The 20,444-nt window shown below is 70.6% G+C and carries 18 protein-coding genes and 3 tRNA genes; 17 read left to right on the top strand and 4 right to left on the bottom strand.

Features of this window, described 5'->3' with window-relative positions; translation table 11 throughout:
• Positions 1-26: 26 nt before the first annotated feature.
• Positions 27-1,319 (bottom strand): PIN-like domain-containing protein, encoded by a 1,293-nt coding sequence (locus ACSMTC_RS15385; protein WP_436564692.1) that lies wholly within the window; start codon positions 1,317-1,319, stop codon positions 27-29.
• A gap of 940 nt (positions 1,320-2,259) precedes the next feature.
• Here ACSMTC_RS15385 and ACSMTC_RS15380 point away from each other — a divergent pair.
• From ACSMTC_RS15380 to ACSMTC_RS15365, 4 genes are all read left to right on the top strand, one after another.
• Positions 2,260-2,841, top strand: coding sequence for a universal stress protein (locus tag ACSMTC_RS15380; protein WP_436560248.1), 582 nt, complete (start codon positions 2,260-2,262; stop codon positions 2,839-2,841).
• A gap of 10 nt (positions 2,842-2,851) precedes the next feature.
• Positions 2,852-3,253, top strand: a complete 402-nt coding sequence (locus tag ACSMTC_RS15375) for a hypothetical protein (protein WP_436560247.1) — start codon at positions 2,852-2,854, stop codon at positions 3,251-3,253.
• 437 nt (positions 3,254-3,690) lie between these two features.
• Positions 3,691-5,562 (top strand): APC family permease, encoded by a 1,872-nt coding sequence (locus tag ACSMTC_RS15370; RefSeq protein WP_436560246.1) that lies wholly within the window; start codon positions 3,691-3,693, stop codon positions 5,560-5,562.
• A gap of 253 nt (positions 5,563-5,815) precedes the next feature.
• Complete coding sequence (locus tag ACSMTC_RS15365; protein ID WP_436560245.1) at positions 5,816-7,858, top strand: APC family permease; 2,043 nt, start codon at positions 5,816-5,818, stop codon at positions 7,856-7,858.
• Positions 7,859-8,205: 347 nt separating this feature from the next.
• Here the strand turns inward: ACSMTC_RS15365 and ACSMTC_RS15360 are convergent, their stop codons facing one another.
• A complete protein-coding gene (locus ACSMTC_RS15360) occupies positions 8,206-9,507 on the bottom strand; it encodes an amidohydrolase family protein (RefSeq protein WP_436560244.1) in 1,302 nt (433 codons plus the stop codon).
• Positions 9,508-9,763: 256 nt separating this feature from the next.
• On the opposite strand from ACSMTC_RS15360, the gene ACSMTC_RS15355 reads away from it, so the two are divergent.
• The 6 genes from ACSMTC_RS15355 to ACSMTC_RS15330 all read left to right on the top strand — a co-directional run bounded on the left by ACSMTC_RS15355 (position 9,764) and on the right by ACSMTC_RS15330 (position 12,398).
• Positions 9,764-9,836, top strand: a tRNA-Thr gene (locus tag ACSMTC_RS15355).
• A 43-nt stretch (positions 9,837-9,879) separates the two neighbouring features.
• A tRNA-Met gene (locus ACSMTC_RS15350) sits at positions 9,880-9,952 on the top strand.
• Positions 9,953-10,034: 82 nt separating this feature from the next.
• Positions 10,035-10,199: a 50S ribosomal protein L33 gene (gene rpmG / locus ACSMTC_RS15345; protein WP_006604855.1), complete on the top strand. Its 165-nt coding sequence runs from the start codon at positions 10,035-10,037 to the stop codon at positions 10,197-10,199.
• Between the two features lie 152 nt (positions 10,200-10,351).
• On the top strand, positions 10,352-10,810 hold the full coding sequence (locus ACSMTC_RS15340; RefSeq protein ID WP_436560243.1) for an FAS1-like dehydratase domain-containing protein: 459 nt from the start codon (positions 10,352-10,354) through the stop codon (positions 10,808-10,810).
• A 5-nt stretch (positions 10,811-10,815) separates the two neighbouring features.
• Positions 10,816-11,238 (top strand): MaoC family dehydratase, encoded by a 423-nt coding sequence (locus ACSMTC_RS15335; protein ID WP_436560242.1) that lies wholly within the window; start codon positions 10,816-10,818, stop codon positions 11,236-11,238.
• 119 nt (positions 11,239-11,357) lie between these two features.
• On the top strand, positions 11,358-12,398 hold the full coding sequence (locus ACSMTC_RS15330; protein WP_436560241.1) for a UDP-N-acetylmuramate dehydrogenase: 1,041 nt from the start codon (positions 11,358-11,360) through the stop codon (positions 12,396-12,398).
• Between the two features lie 142 nt (positions 12,399-12,540).
• Here ACSMTC_RS15330 and ACSMTC_RS15325 read toward each other — a convergent pair whose 3' ends face one another.
• The gene (locus ACSMTC_RS15325; protein ID WP_436560240.1) at positions 12,541-13,560 is read right to left on the bottom strand and encodes an adenosine deaminase; all 1,020 of its coding nucleotides are present in this window, start codon (positions 13,558-13,560) and stop codon (positions 12,541-12,543) included.
• Between the two features lie 91 nt (positions 13,561-13,651).
• Positions 13,652-14,917 carry a pyridoxal phosphate-dependent aminotransferase gene (locus tag ACSMTC_RS15320; protein ID WP_436560239.1) on the bottom strand — a complete coding sequence of 422 codons (1,266 nt, stop codon included), beginning with the start codon at positions 14,915-14,917 and terminating at the stop codon, positions 13,652-13,654.
• Between the two features lie 259 nt (positions 14,918-15,176).
• Here ACSMTC_RS15320 and ACSMTC_RS15315 point away from each other — a divergent pair.
• The 7 genes from ACSMTC_RS15315 (at position 15,177) to ACSMTC_RS15285 (ending at position 20,220) form a co-directional block, all read left to right on the top strand.
• Positions 15,177-15,249 (top strand) — tRNA-Trp (locus ACSMTC_RS15315).
• Between the two features lie 150 nt (positions 15,250-15,399).
• Positions 15,400-15,759 carry a preprotein translocase subunit SecE gene (gene secE / locus ACSMTC_RS15310; RefSeq protein ID WP_436560238.1) on the top strand — a complete coding sequence of 120 codons (360 nt, stop codon included), beginning with the start codon at positions 15,400-15,402 and terminating at the stop codon, positions 15,757-15,759.
• Between the two features lie 208 nt (positions 15,760-15,967).
• Positions 15,968-16,822: a transcription termination/antitermination protein NusG gene (gene nusG, locus ACSMTC_RS15305; RefSeq protein ID WP_436560237.1), complete on the top strand. Its 855-nt coding sequence runs from the start codon at positions 15,968-15,970 to the stop codon at positions 16,820-16,822.
• Between the two features lie 159 nt (positions 16,823-16,981).
• Positions 16,982-17,416 carry a 50S ribosomal protein L11 gene (gene rplK / locus ACSMTC_RS15300; RefSeq protein WP_207809812.1) on the top strand — a complete coding sequence of 145 codons (435 nt, stop codon included), beginning with the start codon at positions 16,982-16,984 and terminating at the stop codon, positions 17,414-17,416.
• A gap of 81 nt (positions 17,417-17,497) precedes the next feature.
• The gene (rplA, locus tag ACSMTC_RS15295; RefSeq protein ID WP_436560236.1) at positions 17,498-18,220 is read left to right on the top strand and encodes a 50S ribosomal protein L1; all 723 of its coding nucleotides are present in this window, start codon (positions 17,498-17,500) and stop codon (positions 18,218-18,220) included.
• Between the two features lie 225 nt (positions 18,221-18,445).
• A complete protein-coding gene (locus ACSMTC_RS15290) occupies positions 18,446-19,372 on the top strand; it encodes an SCO4651 family lipoprotein (protein ID WP_436560235.1) in 927 nt (308 codons plus the stop codon).
• A gap of 29 nt (positions 19,373-19,401) precedes the next feature.
• The gene (locus tag ACSMTC_RS15285) at positions 19,402-20,220 is read left to right on the top strand and encodes an SCO4651 family lipoprotein (RefSeq protein ID WP_436560234.1); all 819 of its coding nucleotides are present in this window, start codon (positions 19,402-19,404) and stop codon (positions 20,218-20,220) included.
• The last annotated feature ends 224 nt before the right edge of the window (positions 20,221-20,444 follow it).

Below are 20,444 nucleotides of genomic sequence, written 5' to 3'. Positions count from 1 at the left end.
GAGCCGCTCACGCGCAAGTAGGGCCTCTACGTCCACTTGCTGTTGAGGCGGCCTGCTGTTGCTTCTTGAAGCGCGGCAAGGAAGCTCAAACGGAATGCGGCCGACGACATCGTTGAAGGATCCCAATGGATCCACTGCGGGTTTTGATGGCGGGGGCCGCGCCATTCTGCGATGAGTTCCGAGGGTTGAATGGTAAGAGGTGCATTGCTAATTACGATTGGCAGTGCATAGAGCTGTCGCGGCAGGCTGCTGATCGCGCGCATTGCGGCTGCCGTACTGAAGGCGTGTTTGTGATAGTTGATGACGACAGCAAAAGTCGTCGAATCGACCGTTACAATCAGGTCAATCCCATCGTCCGCCTCAAGTCGCTGCACCATTGGCGCAAGTCCCTGCTCGTGGAGGCTGAGAATTTCGCTCACTACGATGCTTTCGTAGTGCGCTGCGGCTGCATGTATGCTGTGATGCTTCGTCTGCTTGATAGTCTCTTCCGAGACAGGCTTGGACAGCACTTTTCCAGCGCGCCGCAGAAAGCCCGAGAGGGGCTGCTGGTAGTACGCTACTCCAGCAGTAGACCGCATCTCTCGAACTAGCTCGGTGCGAGGGCCGATAGTCTGGCCGCTCTGGCGCCTGTACCAGTCTTCCTTGGTGTCATCAGTCACCAGGAGGACTGGCCTGTGGGCCTCTTTTGCGTGATCAATTAGCTGAAGCCAGAGGACGGCGTCGCCGTTTGCATTGACCCCCTTATCCGCATCTTTGCCGCCCGGGGGGAGTCCGGACTTAATTCGTTCCTTGGCAAGAGTGTCGAGCTCTGCGTGGCGGGCGACATCTGGGCGCTCTCCGACTTTTCCGGATAGGAGAAGTTCCCATCGGTTGAGGACTGGATCGACGCGAAGCGCCTCCTCCAGCTTTGAATCTCGCTGATTGCTGAGTGATCTTACTTCTTCGATCAGGTCATCCAGTCCGCGAATGATCTTTTGTTGTTTTTCGGTAGTGACGATTGAATGGCCCCGGAGGGTCTTAATGTGATCCTCTAGCTGCTTCTTTGCTGCCGTTAGTGGCGTCTCAAGCTTTTGGTAGACCTTATCCTCTCCCGCAAGTACGTTTGGTCGGTTATTGAAGAACTCCCATGCGGCCTGATGGGGAATCCAGATTTGCTCGGCTAGAGCCTCTAGGATCGAAAAGAGTTGCCCCCTGGCCTGGTTGTCCATTCTATAGGGAGCGAGTAGGACGTTGGTGTCTAGCGATATCACTCCATTGGAGAGATACTTCAGATACTCCTCGTCGGATGGTGAGTAGTATTCGCTGAACTGTTCGCGCATTGTCACTCGGTCCCCTCCTGGATGCAATATGCGCGGGATCCTATCGGCAGTTGGGGCGGAAGTTGGCCCGTTCAATCATGTTGATTGCGGATCGGGATCGACGGCGCCGGCGCTTGGGCATGGGGGCGGGGCGGCGCAGGCTGGCGACGCGCGAGGAGGGGCGGGCACACTCTCCCTCACAGTGATCAAATGGCTACTCTGAGTTGCCATTGGTCGGGGTGAGCGGGGCTCCGAGAGCATGATCCGGACCAGGTGCGGACCAGATCCGGTCCGTGGGCAGGAGTTGCCTGGTCAGAGCGCCCCTGGGCAGCGGCCTGTAAATCTGTCGCGCAAGCTACGCAGGTTCGAACCCTGCACCAGCCACAGGATAGAGAAACGGCCCCTGATCTGCAGAAATGCGGATCGGGGGCCGTTTCGTCGTGTCTGCGGACGCCGCCGGCGGGTGCCGGGGCCGCGCGGGGTCAGTCCCCCGGGGCGCGGTGAAGCGGGTGGAGACGCCCCGCCAGTTGACGACGTCCCAGGGCGGGTGACGTGACTCCCGGTCGCGGTGGTTCGGCCGTGCTTCACAGGTGCTCGCCATGCCCGGACAGCACTATTGCGTATAGCTTGCAATTACATCTGAATGGCAGGAGAGTGTTGCCCGGGGCGGGCGGCCAGTCAGCCTCCCCGCTGAAGACCGTCCCGGCGCGCCGCTGGGGGTCCTCTGTCCGAGCTGATCGTCTTCCCAACCGGCGCCCGCCGGGACACCAGGCCGCCCGCCCCGCCCCGTCGCCACCATCGCGCGCCGCGCCGGTCACTGCTCCGTCCACGCACCGTCAGGGTCGCGTACGGATCCCGCGCCGCCCCGTCAGGGCTTCGTCAAGGAGAACCGCGCCGCCCGCCGCCACTGCTTCGCTGGGACCCACCGAGCCGGACGGGCCGGACCGAGCGGAGGGCGGAGATGGAGCACAGCCGGGAGTACGGAGCGCGGCGCCGCCTGGTGGTCGGCGTCAGCGGATCGCTAGGCAGCCTGGCCGCACTGCACCAGGCCGTGGCCGAAGCCCGCCGGACCGACGCCGAGGTGCTCGCCGTGCTCGTCTGGGAGCCGCCGGGCGGGGAACACGGCTACCGGCGCTCGCCCTGCCCGCCGCTGCTCTCCTCCTTTCGGGACGCCGCCGTCGAGCGGCTGCGCACCGCGCTGGACGAGGCCTTCGGCGGTGCGCCGACCGGCCTCGGGGCGCGCTTCCAGTCCCAGGCGGTCCGCAGTGAACCCGGTTACGCCCTGGTGCGGTTGGCCGACCGGCCGGGCGACGTCCTGGTGGTCGGTGCCGGTCACGGCAGCCGGCTGCGCCCCTCGGTCGCCCGGTACTGCCTGCGGCACGCCACCTGCCCGGTGCTCGCGGTGCCCCGGCCCCCGCTCCAGCGCGAACTGGAGCGCCGCCGGCACTGGTCGGTCCGCGGTCTCCGTGATCTCCGCACGCTCTGGCACCCGCGAACGCCCGAATCGGTCGAGGAGGAACTCGAACTCGCCTTCAGGCGCTGAGGGGCGGGCCGTGCAGCTGTACCGGGCCAGGCCCGGCAGTCACTGGTACCGGCCGGTCACCTTCCGCCTCGCCCCGGACATGTCGCTCGCGCTCGGGCTGGTCGGCGGCGCCGCGCTGGCCTTCGCGCTCGCCGGGGTGGGGGAGTTGCGGCCGAGCTGGTTCGCGCTGGGCGCGTACGCCGCGTTGTGCACCGCGCTCGGCACGGCCTCGCGCCCGCCGGCGGCACCGCTGATCGCCGGTGCCGGCTGGCTCTTCTACGACGGCTTCGTCGTCCACCGCTACGCCCAGCTCGGCTGGGCGGGCCTCGGAACCGAACTGGCCCGCTTCGCGCTCCTCACCGCCGCCGCGCTGATCGGCTCGCTCCCGGGCGCCCTGCCGCGCCGCCGGATACGCGTCGAACTCCTGGCCTGACTCGGACTTCGCACCTTGCGGACCAGGGCGACGAGGAACCCCGTCAGGGCCGGCCGGGAGCCTCTCTTCGGGGGCGGGGGTGTGAGGTGGCCAACTCAGCACCTCCGTGGAGCCTTTCGGTGAACCGGCGGTCGCGCGGTCTGCGGGCGCGGTCAACCGCTCGCGGAACCCGGTGACTTCACGGCGTCCCGGGCGCGCGGTCCCTGCGAAGGCGCTCGCGCCGCGATGGCCCCGCCCACTCACACCGAGTCGGCGCTGCCCGCCCTCCCGGGAGCGTTTTCGGCCCGGGTGCCGAGGCGTACCGCCGGTGCGCGGGCAGAAGCCGTCAACGCCGCGTCAGTTCACCTGGCCGGTGCGTCAAGAAGGCGTCAGGAAGCGGTGTTGGTGCTCCGGACCCGGTGACGATCGGAGCACACCGAACAATGGAGGTCAGGCCGATGTCCGGCACCGACATGCAGCGTGCGGCGAACTTCCCCGCCGTGGACGAGAAGCCACCGGATACCGGCGCCCCGCAGGATGACGCGCACCCCCGCGACCAGCTGACCGCCCTCGGCGGCCTGGCCGCCCTGTCGCTGGACGCGATGGCCTCCGTGGCCTACGGCCCGGAGTCGATCGTGCTGGTGCTGGCCGCCGCCGGATCGTACGGCCTCGGTTTCACGCTCCCGGTCACCGTCGCCATCGCCGTGCTGCTGGCCGTGCTGGTGGCCTCCTACCGCCAGGTGATCGCGGCCTTCCCGGACGGCGGCGGCTCGTACGCGGTCGCCAAGGCGCACCTCGGCCGCCGGGCCGCACTGACCGCGGCCGCCTCGCTGGTGATCGACTACATCCTGAACGTGGCGGTCTCCGTCACGGCCGGCGTCGCCGCGCTGACCTCCGCGGTGCCCGAGCTGTACGACCAGCGGGTCTGGCTCTGCCTCGGCGTACTGGCCCTGGTCACCCTGGTGAACCTGCGCGGGGTCGCCGAGTCCGCCCGCTGGTTCATGGCCCCGACGGCCGTCTTCGTGCTCTCCATCCTGGCGATCATCGTGGCCGGACTGTTCCGGTCCGCGCCCGCCAGCACCGCGGCCGCCGCCGGACACGCCTCCTCGCTGGCGGACAACGCCACCACCGTCGGTGCGCTGCTGCTGCTCAAGGCCTTCGCGGCCGGCTGTTCGGCACTGACCGGCGTGGAGGCGGTGGCCAACGCCGTCCCGTCCTTCCGTACGCCCCGGGTCAGGCGCGCCCAGCACACCGAGGTCGCGCTCGGCGCGCTGCTCGGCGTGATGCTGATCGGCCTCGCCGTGCTGATCGGCCGCTTCCACCTCCAGCCGGTCGAGGGCGTCACCGTGCTCGCCCAGCTGGCGGACGCCTCGCTCGGCCACGGCTTCGGCTTCTACCTGGTGCAGTTCTCCACCGTGATCCTGCTGGGACTGGCCGCCAACACCTCCTTCGGCGGACTGCCCGTGCTGATGCGCCTGCTGGCCCGCGACAACAACCTGCCGCACGTCTTCGCGCTGCGCGCCGACCACCAGGTGCACCGGCACGGCGTGCTCTTCCTCTCCCTGGTCTCGGCCGTGCTGCTGGTCGGCTCCGGCGGTGACGTCAACAGCCTGGTGCCGCTCTTCTCCATCGGCGTCTTCGTCGGCTTCACCATCTGCCAGGTGGGCATGGTCAGGCACTGGAGGGGCGAGCGCGGGCCCGGCTGGCGCGGCAAGGCGCTGGTGAACGGCTTCGGCGCGGTGCTCACCGGAACCGCCACCGTGGTGGTCACCGGCACCAAGTTCACCGAGGGCGCCTGGGGCATCTGCCTGGCACTGCCGCTGCTGGTCGCGCTGTTCGAACTGGTCCACCGCACCTACGGCCGGATCGGCGAGCGGCTGGAGCTGGGCCGCATGCCCGGCCCGGTGACCCGGCAGCGCTCGCTGGTCCTGGTCCCGGTCACCGCGATCTCCCGGCTGACCAGGGACGCCCTCTCGGCCGCCGTCTCGCTCGGCGACGAGGTCATGGCCGTCACCGTGGTGCACACCAACCCGGACGCCGAGGACCGGCAGGCCGCCGAGGCGCTGCGCCGCGACTGGGAGCTGTGGGAGCCCGGTGTCCCGCTGGTCGAGGTGCCGGACGCGCACCGCAGGCTCGGCGCCCCGCTGGCCGCGTACGTCAACGAGCTCAGCGTCGAGCGCTCGTACGAGCGGATCACCGTCCTGATCCCCGAGGTCGAGCCCGCCAAGTTCTGGCAGCGCGCCCTGCAGAACCAGCGCGGCGCGGTGATCGACCGGGCGCTGCGCCGCCGCACCGACGCCGCGGTCTGCCGGCTGCGGCTGCGGATGTAGCGCACCGGCGGCAGACCTGGGAATCGGCTGGAAACGGGCTGAAAGATAACTGTTAGCCCATATGCCCGATTACAGCTCGACATCTTGATGCACCCTTAACGCCGGGCCCGCACGCCATCGCGGGCCCGGCTCGATTCTGCTGCGCCGACTGCTCCGACCTGGGGAAACGCTGCTCCCAACGGGCGATCGGACGACGCGCCGTGTACCGCTTGAGCCCGTTAAGGCCCCGTATGCGAGCCCTACGCTCGCTGATGTGTTCAACGTGCCCCAGGCGCTCAAGCGCCTTGTGATCGGTAAGGCCATGCGCAGTGAGGAGCTGGGCGAGACGCTGCTGCCCAAGCGCCTGGCCCTGCCGATCTTCGCTTCCGACCCGCTCTCCTCGGTGGCCTATGCCACCGAGGAGATCCTGCTGGTGCTCACCGTCGGTGGCACCGCCTTCCTCTACCTGACCCCGTGGATCGCGGCCGCCGTGGTCGCGCTGATGGCGGTCGTGGTGATGTCCTACCGCCAGGTGGTGTACGCCTACCCGGGCGGCGGCGGCTCGTACGAGGTGGTGACCAGGAACCTCGGGGCCAAGCCGGGTCTGGTGGTGGCGGCCGCACTGCTCGTCGACTACGTGATGACCGTCGCGGTCTCGGTGGCCTCGGGCGTGGACAACATCATCTCGGCCTTCCCCGGCATCAGCGACTACCGGGTTCCGATGGCCGTCGGCTTCGTGGCACTGCTCGCCGCGATGAACCTGCGCGGGGTACGGGAGTCCGGCAAGGCCTTCGCCGCGCCGACGTACCTGTTCATCGGCGGCATCCTGGTGATGATCGTGACCGGCCTGATCAAGATGGCCTTCGGGCACACCCCGGTGGCCGCCAGCGCCCAGTACGGCATCGCGCCGATCGACCACAACGACACCCTGAAGGGCATCGGCCTGCTGATGCTCGGCCTGCGCGCCTTCGCCTCCGGCTGTACCGCGCTGACCGGGGTCGAGGCGATCTCCAACGGCGTGCCGGCCTTCCGGGTGCCGAAGTCGAGGAACGCCGCCAGGACCATGAGCGCGATGGGCCTCATCGCCGTGGTGATGTTCGTCGGCGTGACCGTGCTCGCGCTGGTCGCCCGGGTGCACAAGACCACCGACAGCTGCCAGCTGATCGGGTACGTGGGCGACTGCCACAGCTACTCCCAGCCGACCGTGATCGCCCAGCTGGCCGCCGCCATCTTCGGCGGCGACCACAGCGTCATGTTCTTCGTGATCCAGGCGGCCACCGCGCTGGTCCTGGTCCTGGCCGCGAACACCGCCTTCAACGGCTTCCCGCTGCTCGGCTCGATCCTCGCCCAGCACAGCTACCTGCCCCGGCAGATGCACACCCGGGGCGACCGGCTGGCCTTCTCCAACGGCATCATCGCGCTGGCCGTGGTCAACATCGCGCTGCTGTGGGCCTACAAGGCGAACGTCAACAACCTGATCCACCTGTACATCCTGGGTGTGTTCACCTCGTTCACCCTGTCCCAGATCGGCATGGTCCGGCACTGGAACCGGACCCTGGAGACCGAGACCGACCCCTCGGCCCGCGGTGCGGCGCAGCGCTCGCGGGTGATCAACGCCTTCGGCGCGGTCACCACCGGTCTGGTGCTGGTGATCGTCATGGCCACCAAGTTCACCGAGGGCGCCTGGCTCGCCGTGGTCGCGGCGCTCGTGCTGTTCGTGATGATGCGCGGCATCCGCCACCACTACGACTCGGTCGCCGAGGAACTGGCCGTGGCGGACCCCCGCGAGGAGGCGGTACGCCCGTCCAAGGTGCACGGCATCGTCCTGGTCTCCAGACTGCACCGGCCCACCCTGCGGGCCCTCGGCTACGCCCAGGCGTTCCGCCCGGACCTGCTGGAGGCGGTGACGGTGTCCGTCGACAAGGAGGACACCGAGGCCCTGCAGGACCAGTGGGACGAGTACGACATCCAGATGCCGCTGAAGGTGCTGGACTCCCCGTACCGCGAGGTCACCAAGCCGGTCGTCGCGTACGTCCGCTCGATCCGCCGCACCAGCCCGCGCGACGCCATCGCGGTCTTCATCCCCGAGTACGTGGTCGGCCACTGGTGGGAGCACCTGCTGCACAACCAGTCGGCACTGTGGCTGAAGAGCCGGCTGCTGTTCACCCCCGGAGTGATGGTGATCAGCGTTCCCTGGCAGCTCACCTCGGCCGGCCGGGCGTACCACCCCACCCGCCGCGCCCCGGGCTCGGTCCGCCGCGGCGAGCCGAGGGTACCGGCGGAGCACGAGAAGCTCCCGGCACCCGAGAACGTCTGAGCCACCCGTACCCGCCTCCGGAGCCCCGACTGCGCGCAGTCGGGGCTCCGCCCGTCAACGATGCGTCAAGGGCGGCCGGGTGTCCGCCAAGAGCGCGTCAGGGCGGTGGGTGGCGAGGCGGTCCGCCGATAGCGTCGTGCCCGGAGGCCGGCGCTGCTCCGTGGGGGATGCCGCCGCCGGCCGCGCGGTGGGCGTGGGGGCCCACCGGCCGCGTCGCCCTGTCGGGCAGATGAGGGCGCCGCCGTACCGGGCAGACGAGTCACCGCGTACGGCGGCCCCCGGGCGGGGCGAACCGACGAGACCGCGGGTGCCACGGCTGACCGCCGCTGCCCTGATGCCGGATACGTCTACCGCGGCCCGCACTGGCGGGGCAGCACGAGGGCCACGGTGTCCGCGAACTCGCGGACCGCGCTGGTGCGGCTGACGATCCGTCCGCAGTGCACCACCAGGCGGCTGTGCCCGCCGGCCAGCGCCCCGGCGAGGCTGTCGCCGCGCACCGCGAGCAGCTCGGCGGGGAAGCCCGCGTCCACCCGTACCAGCGGCAGTCCGAGGGTGATCCTGGCCTGGTTGCTGACCGCCTCGTACGCGGCTTCCGCGTCGAGCACGCCGCCTGCCGCCAGCAGGTACGCGGACTCCAGCGGGTCGGCCCGGCCGACCGGGTTGCTGAGGTCGCGCAGGGCCCCGCTGCCGGCCGCGAACGGTACCCGGGCGTCGGCCAACTCCCTCACCAGCGAGGGCCGCAGGCCTGGCGTCCGGTCTTCGATACCGGTGCAGCAGCCGTTCTGCGGCAGGCAGACGAGGCGGATTCCGCTGGTGGCCAGCACGGTGGAGGCCCCGGGTGCGAGGGCGCTGCACGGACCGAACACGACCCGGGGGCGCAGTGGGGCCAGCGCGCCCGCGAGCCGGGCGAGTTCGGCCGGATCGGCGGCGGCGGTGTGCAGGTCGACGGGGCAGTCGGCCTCGTCGGCGGCCTCCAGCAGCACCTCGACGTACCCGACCGGGTCGGGGTCGAGATCGGGGCAGCCCCCGGCGGCGGTCGCGCCGAGCCCCAGTGCCTCGCGCAGCTGGGCGCGCCCGTCGGCCCCGGCCAGGCCGGTCAGCAGCCGGGGCATGGCGACCGCCTGGAGCTCGGCGAGCCCGCTGAGCGCCTGCCGGGCGCGGAGGACGGCCTCCAGCCGGCGCAGGCCGTGGACGTCGCCGATCCGGACGTGGGTGCGCTGGGCGGTCGCGCCGTAACCGAGCGAGGTGAGCGCGGCCTCGGTGACCCGGCGCACCAGGTCGGCCGGGCCCTCGGGGGGCGGGGCGGCCAGGGCGGCGGAGAAGGAGAAGGCGTCGTCGTAGTGGGCGTGCGCCTCGGCGGGGGCCGGGAGGAGCAGGTAGCCGCCCAGGTCGATCCGGGCGCCGGTGGTGGCGGTCGGGGTGCCGGGGAGGGCCGGCAGCGGGCCGAGGCTGCCGCTGGTGCCGACGGCCTGGATCCGGTCGCCGCTGATCCGGACGTCCACGATCCGGCCGTCGGTCAGTCTGGCGCCGGTGAGCAGCAGGACGGGGCCGTGGCTGAGCGGCCCCTCGTGCCCGGTGCGGGGAGGGGAGGGCGGTCGGCCGGCCCACCCGGGCCCGGGGCCGTCGCCAGGTGTGCGGTCAGTGCTCATCGGCCGGCTCCTCGCTGTCCGGCGGCCCAGGGGCGCCCCGCGAGCCGCAAGACCACTGAGGATCGAGCCTAGGGGGAACGGCGCCGGGGCGCTCGGAAGCGGCCGCAAGTCGTATCGGGTCGGGCCGTGGGTTCCCAGGCGGGGATCGAACGCGAGTCTCGGATCGAAGTGTCCGTCCGCTTCGCCGACCTGGGATCTTCCGTGTCGGATGCGGATTTCACCTCTGGCCCGGAACCGTGTAATGTCTTCCTCGTTCGCCCCTATAGCTCAGTCGGTAGAGCGTCTCCATGGTAAGGAGAAGGTCAACGGTTCGATTCCGTTTGGGGGCTCTGGTGAGAGGGCTCGCACCCCGGTGTGAGGCCTGATCATCAAAGCGGTGTAGCTCAGTTGGTAGAGCAAGCGGCTCATAATCGCTGTGTCACCGGTTCAAGTCCGGTCACCGCTACCCGCGTAGTCGATCGGGAGATCGAACTCCCGATCGGCTACTCTTGTTGTGTTCTTATTCGTTGTCCAAGGAAGGCACTCCCGTGGCTGCCACCGACGTCCGCCCGAAGATCACGCTGGCCTGCGTGGAGTGCAAGGAGCGGAACTACATCACCAAGAAGAACCGGCGCAACGACCCGGACCGTCTTGAGATGAAGAAGCACTGCCCCCGCTGCAACTCGCACACCGCGCACCGCGAGACCCGCTGACCCCTCAGGGCGTCGTCGGGCCTGTGTGACATAGGCTTCTGGCTCCAGGCCGCATCCCGCAAGGGGCGCGGCCTGGAGCTTTTTTGCATGGCTTCCGCGCGGCTTTCCAGAGGGCCGTGAACAGTCCTGATCAGTAGTCGGAGGAGTTGCCCATGGCGCTCGACCCCTCGTTCATCGGGCGGACGTACCCGCCCACCCCGCCGTACGAGGTGGGCCGGGAGAAGATCCGGGAGTTCGCCGTCGCGATCGGTGACGCCAACCCGGTGTACACCGACTCCGAGGCCGCCAAGGCGCTCGGGTACCCGGATGTGATCGCCCCGCCGACCTTCCCGTTCGTGATCACGTACCAGGCCTCCGCCCAGGTGGTCAACGACCCCGAGCTCGGCCTGGACTTCTCCCGGGTGGTGCACGGCGACCAGAAGTTCGCCTACACCCGCCCGGTGCGGGCCGGTGACCGGCTGACGGTCACCGTGGCCATCGACTCCATCAAGTCGCTGGCGGGCAACGACGTCCTGTCGGTCCGCGGCGAGGTGCACGACGAGAGTGGCGAGCACGTGGTCACCGCGTTCATGACGCTGGTGGCGCGCGCCGCGGACGAGGCGGGGGAGTAGCAGCCATGGCGATCAGCTTCGACGAGGTCGAGGTCGGCACCGAGCTGCCGGCCCAGTCCTTCCCGGTCACCCGGGCCACCCTGGTCCGCTACGCGGGCGCCTCGGGCGACTTCAACCCGATCCACTGGAACGAGAAGTTCGCGCTGGAGGTCGGCCTGCCCGACGTCATCGCGCACGGCATGTTCACGATGGCCCAGGCCGCCCGCGTGGTCACCGACTGGGTCGGCGACCCGGGCGCGGTGGTCGAGTACGGCGTGCGTTTCACCAGGCCGGTGCCGGTGCCCAACGACGGCGTCGGCGCGGTGATCGAGGTCACCGGCAAGGTGGCGGCGCTGCTGGACGACCGGCGGGTGCGGGTCGACCTGGTGGCGACCAGCGGCGGCCAGAAGGTCCTCGGGATGTCCCGGGCCGTGGTCCAGCTCGGCTGAGGGCTCCCCGTATCCGGGGCCCGCGGAGGCTTCGCCGCCGCCCGGGCCCCGGCTCCGCCCGCCGGGTGGAGCGCCCGGAGGCGAGTGAGGAAGAGCAGCCACCCCGTAGTGTGGGGCGCGTGCTTGTAGAACACGACGCCCCGCTCGCCCCGCTGACCACCCTCCGGCTCGGCGGACCGGCCCGCCGTCTGGTCACCGCCACCACCGACGCCGAGGTCGTCACCGCCGTCCGGGAGGCCGACGAAGCCGGCCGGCCGCTGCTGGTCATCGGCGGCGGCTCCAACCTGGTGATCGGGGACGCCGGGTTCGACGGCACCGTGCTGAGGATCGCCACCACCGGCTTCGAGCTGGACGGCGCGGCCCTGGAGCTCGCCGCCGGCGAGGTCTGGGCGGACGCCGTGGCCCGCACGGTCGACAAGGGGCTGGCGGGCATCGAGTTCCTGGCCGGCATCCCCGGCTCGGCCGGGGCCACCCCGGTGCAGAACGTGGGCGCGTACGGCCAGGAGGTGGCCAACACCGTCACCGAGGTCGTCGCCTACGACCGCGCGGCCGGTGAGACCGTCACGCTGAGCGGCGCCGAGTGCGAGTTCTCCTACCGGCACAGCCGGTTCAAGGCAGAGCCGGAGCGCTACGTGGTGCTCCGGGTGCGGTTCGCCCTCCAGGACGCCGCCGGCCAGTCCTCGCCGGTGAAGTACGCCGAGGTGGCGAGGACCCTGGGCGTGGAGGCCGGGCAGCGGGTGGACCTGCGGACGGCGTACGAGACGGTGCTGCGGCTGCGCGCGGGCAAGGGCATGGTGCTGGACCCGGCCGACCACGACACCTGGTCGGCGGGCTCCTTCTTCACCAACCCGATCCTGACGGCCGACCAGTTCGCCGCGTTCCAGGCCCGGCTCGACGGGCGCACCGCCCCCGTGTATCCCGCGCCGGACGGCTGCACCAAGACCTCCGCCGCCTGGCTGATCGACCAGGCCGGCTTCGGCAAGGGCTGGGGCAGCGGGCCGGCCACGCTGTCCACCAAGCACACGCTCGCGCTGACCAACCGGGGCGGAGCGACCACCGAGGACCTGCTGGCGCTGGCCCGGGCGATCCGGGACGGCGTACGGGACGCCTTCGGCGTGGAGCTGGTGAACGAGCCGGTGATGGTGGGCGTCAGCCTGTAGCCGCACCGTCCGCGGAGGGGCGGGCAGCAGGGGCCGGTACGGCGCCGCGCTCATCCGGCCTTCGGCCGGGCGCCCCTTCGCGCGGTTCCCCTCGCCCCGGCCGCGCACGGAACGGCCCGCCCCAAGCGGCCGCGCCGGCCGGTCAGGAGGTCAGCCAGGCGTCGATGTCGGCGAGGAGGAGCTTTTGGACGTCGTCGGGGGCGCGGGAGCCGCGGACGGACTGCCGGGCCAGCTCGGCGAGTTCGGGGTCGGTGAAGCCGTGGGCGGTACGGGCCAGGTCGTACTGGGCGGCCAGGCGGGAGCCGAACAGGAGCGGGTCGTCGGCGCCGAGGGCGAGCGGGACGCCGGCCTCGAAGAGCCGCCGCAGCGGGACCTCCTCGGCCTGTTCGTAGACGCCGAGCGCGACGTTGGAGGAGGGGCAGACCTCGCAGGTGATCTGGCGGTCGGCCAGGCGCTGCACCAGCCGGGGGTCCTCGGCCGCCCGGACGCCGTGGCCGATCCGGCCGGCGCCGAGGTCGTCCAGGCAGTCGCGGACGGACTCGGGTCCGGACAGTTCGCCGCCGTGCGGGGCGGCCAGCAGTCCGGCCTTGCGGGCGATGGCGAAGGCGCGGTCGAAGTCCCTTGCCAGGCCGCGCCGTTCGTCGTTGGAGAGCCCGAAGCCGATCACGCCCTGGTCGGCGTAGCGGACCGCGAGCCGGGCCAGGGTCCGGGCGTCCATCGGGGACTTCATCCGGTTCGCGGCGACCAGGACCCGGATCCCCACCCCGGTCCGTTCGGAGGCGTCCTCGACGGCGTCCAGGATGAGTTCGAGCGCCGGGATCAGACCGCCGAGCCGGGGCGCGTACGAGGTCGGGTCGACCTGGATCTCCAGCCAGCGGGAGCCGTCCCGCCGCTCGTCCTCGGCGGTCTCCAGCACCAGGCGCCGGATGTCCTCCTCGTCGCGCAGCACCGAGCGGGCGGTGTCGTACAGCCGCTGGAACCGGAACCAGCCGCGCTCGTCGGTGGCCCGCAGCTTCGGCGGCCGGCCCGAGCTGAGCGCCTCGGGCAGTCGGACGCCGTGCTTGGCGGCCAGTTCCAGCAGGGTCGCGGGCCGCATCGAACCGGTGAAGTGCAGGTGCAGGTGGGCCTTGGGAAGCGCCCGTACGTCGCGCAGGGGATCCATTCACGAATCCTGCCGCATCGGGGCCTGGAACGGGAAGCGCCCCCTTCAGGTCCCCCGAAGGGGTGAAGGGGGCGCCACGGCGGAGAAGACGTCAGTCGCGTGCCTCGCCCAGCAGCTTCTGCATCCGGCTGATGCCCTCGACCAGGTCGGCGTCGCCGAGCGCGTAGGACAGGCGCAGGTAGCCCGGGGTGCCGAAGGCCTCGCCCGGAACGACCGCGACCTCGGCCTCGTCCAGGATCAGCGCGGCCAGCTCGGAGGAGCTCTGCGGGCGCTTGCCCCGGATCTCCTTGCCCAGCAGGCCCTTGACGGACGGGTAGGCGTAGAAGGCGCCCTGCGGCTCGGGGCAGACCACGCCGTCGATCTCGTTGAGCATCCGGACGATGGTCTGCCGGCGGCGGTCGAAGGCGGTGCGCATCTCGGCGACGGCGTCCAGGCTGCCGGAGACGGCGGCCAGGGCGGCGCGCTGGGCCACGTTGGAGACGTTGGAGGTGGCGTGCGACTGCAGGTTGGCGGCGGCCTTCACCACGTCCTGGGGGCCGATCAGCCAGCCCACCCGCCAGCCGGTCATCGCGTAGGTCTTGGCCACGCCGTTGACCACGATGCACTTGTCGCGCAGCGCGGGCAGCAGCGCGGGCAGCGAGGTGAACTCGGCGTCGCCGTACACCAGGTGCTCGTAGATCTCGTCGGTGAGCACCCACAGACCGTGTTCCAGCGCCCACTCACCGATCGCCCGGGCCTCGGCCTCGGTGTAGACCGCACCGGTCGGGTTGGACGGCGAGACGAACAGCACGACCTTGGTGTTCTCGGTGCGGGCGGCCTCCAGCTGCTCGACCGAGACCTTGTAGCCGGTGGTCTCGTCCGCGACGACCTCGACCGGGACACCGCCGGCGAGCCGGATCGACTCCGGGTAGGTGGTCCAGTACGGCGCCGGGACGATCACCTCGTCGCCCGGGTCCAGGATCGCGGCGAAGGCGTTGTAGATCGCCTGCTTGCCGCCGTTGGTGACCAGGACCTGCGAGGCCTCCACCTGGTAACCGGAGTCGCGCAGCGTCTTGGCGGCGATCGCGGCCTTCAGCTCGGGAAGACCGCCCGCCGGGGTGTAGCGGTGGTTCTTCGGGTCCTGGCAGGCGGCGACGGCGGCCTCGACGATGTAGTCGGGGGTCGGGAAGTCGGGCTCGCCCGCGCCGAAGCCGATCACGGGACGGCCGGCCGCCTTGAGGGCCTTGGCCTTGGCGTCCACCGCGAGGGTCGCGGACTCGGCGATGGCGCCGATCCGGGCGGAGACGCGGCGGTCAGCGGCGGGGGTCCCCCCGGCCGGAGGCTGGGGGCGGATGGGGTCGGAGGTGGAAGCGCTCATACCAGCATCGTCGCAGAGTCCGCCGCAGCCGGTTCGACGGTTCCAGCATGTGTGCGGCCGCGTCCACGATGTGTGCGGTGAACCCGCGGGCCTGACGGCGCCTCGGCCGGAGCCGGATCCGAAGGGGTTCGACCAATCGCCGAAGAACCCGTACACTCAACGCTCGATGGCTCCCGAACTGCGGATCCTCCGGGGCGTACAGCACGCAGCGGTCCGGATGCGGTAGGTTGGGGTCATCCGCGGGGCCGCAAGGCACCGTAGGGCAATAGCTCAATTGGTAGAGCACCGGTCTCCAAAACCGGCGGTTGGGGGTTCGAGTCCCTCTTGCCCTGCTGCTTGATCCGACTTAAGCCCGTTCGCTCCGCAGAGCGAGCGGGCTTGATGCGGAGAGGGCCCCAAACAGCAATGCTTTCGCCGGTTCGCCCGTGTTACTACAGGCACGCAAGCGACGCTCGGCAGGACCCGGATTCAGGTGAGGACGAGTGACGGAGACCACGGGCTCCACCGCAACGCCTGAGAGCGGCAACCCCGAGGGGGCCGACAACGCGGGCGAGACCACGGCTGCCGAGGGCAAGACGCTCTCCCGCCGCGAGCGCAAGCGGGCCAACAAGGCGGCAGGCGGCGACCAGAAGTCCGGCAAGCGGGCGAAGAAGGGCCTGTTCGCCCGGATCGGCCTGTTCTACCGCCAGATCATCGCCGAGCTGCGCAAGGTCGTCTGGCCCAGCCGGAACGACCTGATCCAGTACACCAGCGTCGTGGTGACCTTCGTGGTCGTGATCATGGGCCTGGTGTACGGCCTCGACACCGGCTTCGGCAAGCTCTCCTTCTTGATCTTCGGCTGATCCTCGGCCGCCACGAACCGCCTCCGACCCGGGACACCCGCCACCGCGCAGGGTGCCCGGGTCGAGCTGTCGGCGCCGACCGGAGGAGCCCGCTACCGTTGACTCGGTACTGTTGAGGTATCCGAGACTTCATCCACACGGGCCCGCGAGGGCGCCGGGTGGCTCCGGAGCCGTTCCATCTCCACATCCCAGGAAAGAAGCAGCCACCGTGTCTGAGTCCCCCCTGTACGACGCCGCCGAGCTGGACGCGGCCGCCGCCGCCGAGGCTGACGAGGCTGCCGAGCAGATCCTCGACGCGGCGGACGCCGATACGGACGAGGTCGAGGCTGCGGACGAGTCCGAGGCGGGCGTGCCGGCCGAGAGCGCCGCGGTCCACGAGGTGACCGAGGGCGAGGCTGCGGCGGACGAGGCGTTCGCCGAGGCCGTGGCCGAGGTCGAGACCGCCCAGGCCGCCGAGGTCGACCCGGTCGCCAAGTTCCGCGAGGAGCTGCGGTTCATGCCGGGCGAGTGGTACGTCATCCACACCTACGCGGGCTACGAGAACCGGGTCAAGCAGAACCTGGAGCAGCGCGCGGTCTCGCTGAACGTCGAGGAGTACATCTTCCAGGCCGAGGTGCCGCAGGAAGAGGTCGTCCAGATCAAGAACGGCGACCGCAAGACCATCCGCCAGAACAAGCTGCCCGGCTACGTCCTGGTGCGCATGGACCTGACCCCCGAGTCCTGGGGCGTCGTCCGCAACACCCCGGGTGTCACCGGCTTCGTCGGCAACGCCTACGACCCGTACCCGCTGACCCTGGACGAGGTCGTCAAGATGCTCGCCCCCGACGTGGAGCGCAAGGCGGCCAAGGAGGCCGGCAAGGCTTCGCCGGTCCGTCCGGTCGAGGTCCAGGTGCTCGACTTCGAGGTCGGCGACTCGGTCACCGTCACCGACGGCCCGTTCGCGACCCTGCAGGCGACCATCAACGAGATCAACCCCGACTCGAAGAAGGTCAAGGGCCTGGTCGAGATCTTCGGCCGGGAGACCCCGGTCGAGCTGTCCTTCGACCAGATCCAGAAGAACTAACAGGTCTTCGGGTCCGGGGCGGGGCTTCGGCTCCGCCCCGGACCCGTTTTGGCCAGGCGGCGTACACGCGTTAGCCTGGTCCGATGTGTGTACTCCCGGCCGGGTGTCGCCCCGGTCCGTACACACCAGCAATCACCTCTCGGAAGGACCCGGAGAGAAATGCCTCCCAAGAAGAAGAAGGTCACGGGGCTTATCAAGCTCCAGATCAACGCTGGTGCGGCCAACCCGGCCCCGCCGGTCGGCCCGGCGCTGGGTCAGCACGGCGTCAACATCATGGAGTTCTGCAAGGCCTACAACGCCGCGACCGAGTCGCAGCGCGGCATGATCGTGCCTGTGGAGATCACGGTCTACGAGGACCGTTCCTTCACCTTCATCACGAAGACCCCGCCGGCCGCTCGCCTGATCCTGAAGGCCGCCGGTATCGACAAGGGCTCCAGCGAGCCGCACAAGACCAAGGTCGCCAAGCTCACCAGCGCCCAGGTCCGCGAGATCGCCACCACCAAGATGCCCGACCTGAACGCCAACGACCTGGACGCCGCGGAGAAGATCATCGCCGGCACCGCCCGGTCGATGGGCATCACCGTCGAGGGCTGAAAGTCCTAGTCGTCCCCCCGTGGTAGGGCCACGCGCGGCCCGTACACACCACGACTTTTCCATTCACCTTCAGGAGAAGCAGTGAAGCGCAGCAAGGCTCTCAAGGCCGCGGACGCCAAGGTCGACCGCAGCCGCATCTACGCCCCGCTCGAGGCCGTCCGCCTCGCCCGGGAGACCTCCACCACCAAGTTCGACGCGACCGTCGAGGTTGCCATGCGCCTGGGTGTCGACCCGCGCAAGGCCGACCAGATGGTCCGCAGCACCGTGATCCTCCCGCACGGCACCGGTAAGACCGCTCGGGTCCTGGTCTTCGCGACCGGCGAGCGTGCCGAGGCCGCGCGTGCTGCCGGCGCCGACATCGTCGGTGCCGACGAGCTGATCGACGAGGTCGCCAAGGGCAAGCTGGACTTCGACGCCGTCGTCGCCACCCCGGACCTGATGGGCAAGGTCGGCCGCCTGGGCCGCGTGCTCGGTCCCCGTGGTCTGATGCCGAACCCGAAGACCGGCACCGTCACCCCCGATGTCGCCAAGGCTGTCAACGACATCAAGGGCGGCAAGATCGAGTTCCGCGTCGACAAGCACTCGAACCTGCACCTGATCATCGGTAAGGCCTCCTTCACCGACGAGCAGCTGGTCGAGAACTACAGCGCCGCGCTGGAGGAGATCCTCCGGGCCAAGCCGGCCGCCGCCAAGGGCCGCTACATCAAGAAGATCGCGTTCTCGACCACCATGGGCCCCGGCGTCCAGGTGGACCCGAACCGCACCCGCAACCTCCTGGTCGAGGAGGACCCGGCGTCGGTCTGACGCTGGGCGAGCTCGCGAGCGAGGCGGCAGGACCGGCCTGAGGGCGGGGCCGCCGTCCGAGCGCAGAGCTCTGGGCAGCCGCGTCCTGGGCGCGACTGAAGTCCGTACGACGGGCCCGTACCCCTCGGGGTGCGGGCCCGTCGGCGTACCTCCTGTCCCGGCCTCAGGGTGATCGGTTAGAGTCCGACCCAATCTGATGAGCATGAGATATGAGGGGGGACTCCTGTGCGCACTCCGCGCCTTGCCTCAGCCATCGCCGCGGCCGCACTCCTGGTGGGCGGGCTGACCGCCTGCAGCAGCTCCGGGGGCGGCGACGGCGGCAGGGACGCCGCCGCGTCCGCCGGTGCCACGGCCTCGGGCAGCGGGGGCGCCGCGGGTGCCGCGGGTGCCGCGAGCACCGGCCCCGGCGGCGGGACGGCGACGGCGAAGCCCGACGCCGACCGGGACCCGAAGGCCGCCCTGCTGGCCTCGGCCGCCGTCATGACCAAGGCCCGGGGGGCCAAGCTGGTCAGGACCACCGGGGACGGCGGCTCCGGCTCGTACACCTGGGACCCCTCCGCACCCGGCCTGGACCTCTCGCTGAAGGACAAGGGCACGGAGAACCGGATGCTGGTCGCCGGCCACGCCCTTTACACCGGCCTGGACGCCGAGACCGCCGCACTGGTGGACGGCAAGAAGTGGCTGAAGCTGGACCCGAGCCCGGCCGGCGGCGACGGCGGGCCCGGCGGCACCGAGGACTACGGTTCGATCGCCAGCATGCTCGTGGCCCTCGACCCGGCCGCCCAGCTGACCGCCAACGCCGGGGCGGGCAGGCTGAGCACGGTCGGTGAGGAGAAGATCGACGGCGTGGACACCGTCCACTACCGCAGCGAGGCCCCGATCGACGAGCTGGCCAAGCTGCTGCCGATCGGCAAGGACCGGTTCGATCTTGTGTCGGGCCTGCTGAAGAAGGACGGCGACGCCTCCGTCGTCGACTTCTGGATCAACGGCAGGGGCGAGCTGCTCCAGCAGACCAACAGCAACACGGGCGCCGGGCTGGGCGGCCCGCAGACCTTCAGGTACCGCGAGATCGGCAGCGCCCCCGAGGTCAAGGCACCCGCCGCCGGCGAGGTCATGGACTTCGCGGACATGGTGAAGAACCTGGGCAGCTGAGCGGACGGCGAACGAGCGGAGGAGTACGGATGGCGTTGGTACGGCGGGCCGTGACCGCGCTGCTTGCCGCCTGCCTGCTGGCCGGGTGCGGCAGCGGTGCGGGCGACGGGAAGGCATCGCCGCCCGCCTCGGCGGACAGCCCGTCCGCCACCCCCACCGACCGTTCGCCGCACGGGGTGCTGCTCTCCGCGAAGCTGCAGATGGACACCGCGCGCCGGGCGAAGTTCAGCTACCGGCTGGGCGCTCGGAGTGCGACCGGGATGCTGTTCTGGGCCCCGAAGACCGTTCTGGTGCTCGACCGGGCCGGTGACCCGGAGCAGCTGATAGTGCTGGACACCACCGCCTACCTGGGCGGCGACCAGGCCACCGCGGCCCGGCTGGGCGGGCGGCACTGGGAGAAGTTCACCACCGCCCCGGGCGCGGACGGCCGTCGCGAGGTCCCGTACTCCGCGCTGGTGGACCGGCTCAACCCGATGGTGGCGCTCACCGCGGCGGCGGCGGCCCCTGACCCCGTGCTGGTGGGGGAGGAGAAGACCGCCGACGCGACCCTCCAGCACTACCGGGTGAGCCTGACCACCGACGCGTACGTCGCCGCCCAGACCCGGCTGAGCCCCGACCGGCGGGCGGCGCTCAAGGCTGAGCTCGGCCCCGGCCCGGTGGTGCTCGACCTGCTGCTGAACGACAAGGACCAGCTGACCGAGGTGCACCGCTCGGGCCCCGGCCCCTCGGGCGCGGCCGACGACACCGTCCGCTACAGCGAGTTCGGCGGTGAGCTCTCGGTGCAGGCCCCGGCCGACGGCGACACCGCGGACGCCGGCACCGGCAGCCTGCCGCCGCTGGCTCCTTAGACCGACCGGCAATAGGGCCCGCGGCGTCGCGTGCCGATAGCTCTCTCCCTCCTTGCCCGCCATCGGGCGGGGGTACCCCCGGCCGAAGGCTGGGGGCGAGGGGCCCTCGAACGCACATCCCTCGTCGCGCGCAGCGCCGCTGCGCTCTCCTCACGATGCACGCCCAGACTCGGCTCTCGACCCGCTCCTTCATCCACGCTCCCTATTGCCGGTCGGTCTTAGAC

Source organism: Kitasatospora sp. HPM-01-4 (assembly GCF_051374625.1).
Classification (GTDB): domain Bacteria; phylum Actinomycetota; class Actinomycetes; order Streptomycetales; family Streptomycetaceae; genus Kitasatospora.
The sequence above is the reverse complement of the archived record's forward strand: the minus strand, read 5'-3'. Positions and strand labels throughout refer to the sequence as shown.